Annotated in this window: 2 protein-coding genes and 1 pseudogene; 2 read left to right on the forward strand and 1 reads right to left on the reverse strand. The window is 57.2% G+C overall.

Annotation, left to right across the window (positions count from 1 at the left end; genetic code table 11):
- Positions 1-94 precede the first annotated feature (94 nt).
- The gene (locus tag ACRESJ_RS26635; protein ID WP_008018591.1) at positions 95-1,126 is read right to left on the reverse strand and encodes an amino acid ABC transporter substrate-binding protein; all 1,032 of its coding nucleotides are present in this window, start codon (positions 1,124-1,126) and stop codon (positions 95-97) included.
- A 469-nt stretch (positions 1,127-1,595) separates the two neighbouring features.
- On the opposite strand from ACRESJ_RS26635, the gene ACRESJ_RS26640 reads away from it, so the two are divergent.
- Both ACRESJ_RS26640 and ACRESJ_RS26645 read left to right on the forward strand, forming a co-directional pair.
- Positions 1,596-2,252 (forward strand): alpha/beta hydrolase, encoded by a 657-nt coding sequence (locus ACRESJ_RS26640; RefSeq protein ID WP_431760529.1) that lies wholly within the window; start codon positions 1,596-1,598, stop codon positions 2,250-2,252.
- Between the two features lie 112 nt (positions 2,253-2,364).
- Positions 2,365-2,712 (forward strand): annotated as a pseudogene (locus ACRESJ_RS26645) (ATP-dependent RNA helicase RhlB); the annotation flags it as partial.

Consider the following 2,712-nt stretch of genomic DNA (forward strand, 5'->3'; position numbering starts at 1 on the left):
TGCTTTGGTGCGCCGATTGAATTTTGCATGAAGTGCCCCGCAAAGAATGGAACAGAACATCACCCGGTGGTTGGCCCACCGGGTGATAGAACCATCAGCGCACTGGTGGTGCGTATTGAATGCCGCCAGCGTTCCACAAGGCGTTCAGCCCGCGGTCGATCTCCAGCGGAGTGCTCTTGCCGAGGTTTTTCTCGAACACTTCGCCGTAGTTACCCACTTGCTTGATGATCTGCACGACCCAGTCTTTCTTCACTTTCAGGTCTTTGCCGTATTCACCGTCGGTACCCAGCAGACGGGCAACGTCAGGGTTCTTGGTGCCCTTGGCTTCGGCTTCGACGTTCTTCGAAGTGATGCCGGCCTCTTCAGCGTTGAGCATGGCGTAGCCAGTCCAGCGCACGATGGCCAGCCACTCGTCGTCGCCATTACGCACGACCGGGCCCAGAGGCTCCTTGGAAATGGTTTCCGGCAGAACCACGTAGTCCTTCGGCGAAGCCAGCTTGCTGCGCTGGGCGAACAGCTGGGATTTGTCGGAGGTCAGTACGTCGCAACGACCGGATTCCAGCGACTTGGCGCTTTCGTCGGAGGTGTCGAAGGTGATCGGGGTGTACTTCAGGCCATTGCCGCGGAAGTAGTCGGAAACGTTCAGCTCGGTAGTGGTACCGGCCTGGATGCAGATGGTTGCACCGTCCAGCTCTTTAGCGCTTTTCACGCCCAGCTTGTTGTTTACCAGGAAGCCGATGCCGTCGTAGTAGGTGATGAAACCTGGAAACTTCAGGCCCATGCCCGCGTCACGGGAGCTGGTCATGGTGGTGTTGCGCGACAGGATGTCGATTTCGCCGGATTGCAGCGCGGTGAAGCGCTCCTTGGCGTTCAACTGGCTGAACTTGACCTTGGTCGCGTCGCCGAAGACAGCAGCCGCTACTGCACGGCAGTAGTCAGCATCGATACCAACGATCTTGCCGGTGGAATCCGGAACCGAGAAGCCTGGCAGGCCATCGCTGACGCCACACTGCACGAAGCCTTTCTTCATCACTGCATCCAGGGTTGCGCCCGCCTGGGCAAACCCGCTGACACCGAGTACTGCGGCTGCAGTCACGATAGCCAGGGTGGATTTCAACATCTTCATTCAAACCTCCAGTTTTGCTCTTGTTGTGTCGGAGCGTGAGTCCTGTCGCACCCTTTTGAGGCGTAGTCGACCCGTGTTGGCTTGTTTTGGGGGTCAACCGACGTAAGACGTTAGCTATGAGTCTAGTAGGAGAAAATCCACATAATGGAAAGCTCACTCTCACCAGTCGGCCGAACGGGCTGTAGCCCTTTCACGTTCGCGAAGCCCGTAGCGGCCTTTGGCGAACATCCATCACCGGAATTTTTTTCAATCCCACTAACAACCTTGGCCTGATAGTGTTACCGACAGACGTAGGATTTTTCATACAAGCTTCGCCATAGCAAAGCCCGTACCACTCCGCTTGCAAAAGCGCTTCAGCTGCAGGTCAATAGCAAAACTTGTAACCTTGCGACATCTTCTTAACGGATCAACCTGACGCACACTTCGATCACGCACTTAATGAGCGCGCACGCACAACATTGGAGCAGCCATGACCAACCCCTTGATTCTTGAACCCGTCAAGACCGCAGACGCCTGCGTCATCTGGCTGCATGGCCTGGGCGCCGACCGCTATGACTTCCTGCCGGTGGCCGAAGCGCTACAGGAAAGCCTGCTGACCACCCGCTTCGTTTTGCCCCAGGCACCGAGCCGCGCCGTGACCATCAATGGCGGTTACGAAATGCCGAGCTGGTACGACATATTGGCCATGAGCCCGGCGCGCGCGATCAATCGCGAACAACTCGAAGAGTCGGCCAACTGGATCATCGAATTGGTTGAGACGCAGCGAGCCAGCGGAATAGACGCCTCGCGGATTTTCCTGGCAGGTTTTTCCCAGGGCGGTGCCGTGGTGTTACACACCGCTTTTCTGAAATGGCAGGGACCACTGGGTGGCGTAGTTGCCCTCTCTACTTATGCACCCACCTTCAGCGACGAACTGGAGTTGTCCGCGAGCCAGCAACGCATTCCGGTACTGTCGATGCACGGCCAATATGACGACGTGGTGCAAAACTCGATGGGACGTACCGCTTACGAGCATTTGAAGCAGCGTGGTGTCACCGTGACATGGCAGGAATACCCAATGGGTCACGAAGTGTTACCCGAAGAAATTCGCGACATCGGCACCTGGCTCGCCGAGCGCCTGCGTTAAACGTTTTATGTTGCTCTTTTTGTTTAAAGGGTGCCCTTTGATCCATCCCCCTACGCCGCGCTTGATTCTTGCATTACACTGCCCGGCGTACATTCCTTAACCAATTGATGAGATGACCGTGCTCAAAGCACTCAAGAAAATGTTCGGTAAAAGCGAGACTGAGCAACTCGCGGCAGTCCCCAGCGCTCCGTCTCACGCTCACGGCCACCGCACCGACGGCAATCAGTCTGAACAGGCCGCCACCACGTCGGCACCCAAGCACGAGCCGAAAACCGTAGAAGCCGCCCAGCCTGCGGCGATCACAGCCACGGAGCAGCCGCGCAGCGACACGCCGAAACCCGCCAAACCGCGCCGCGAACCCAAGCCCAAGGCACCGGTCATCCCATGGAAACTCGAAGACTTCGTCGTCGAACCCCAGGAAGGCAAAACCCGCTTCCACGATTTCAAACTCGCCCCTGAA

The sequence above is a fragment of the Pseudomonas sp. genome, from assembly GCF_050739655.1.
Classification (GTDB): domain Bacteria; phylum Pseudomonadota; class Gammaproteobacteria; order Pseudomonadales; family Pseudomonadaceae; genus Aquipseudomonas.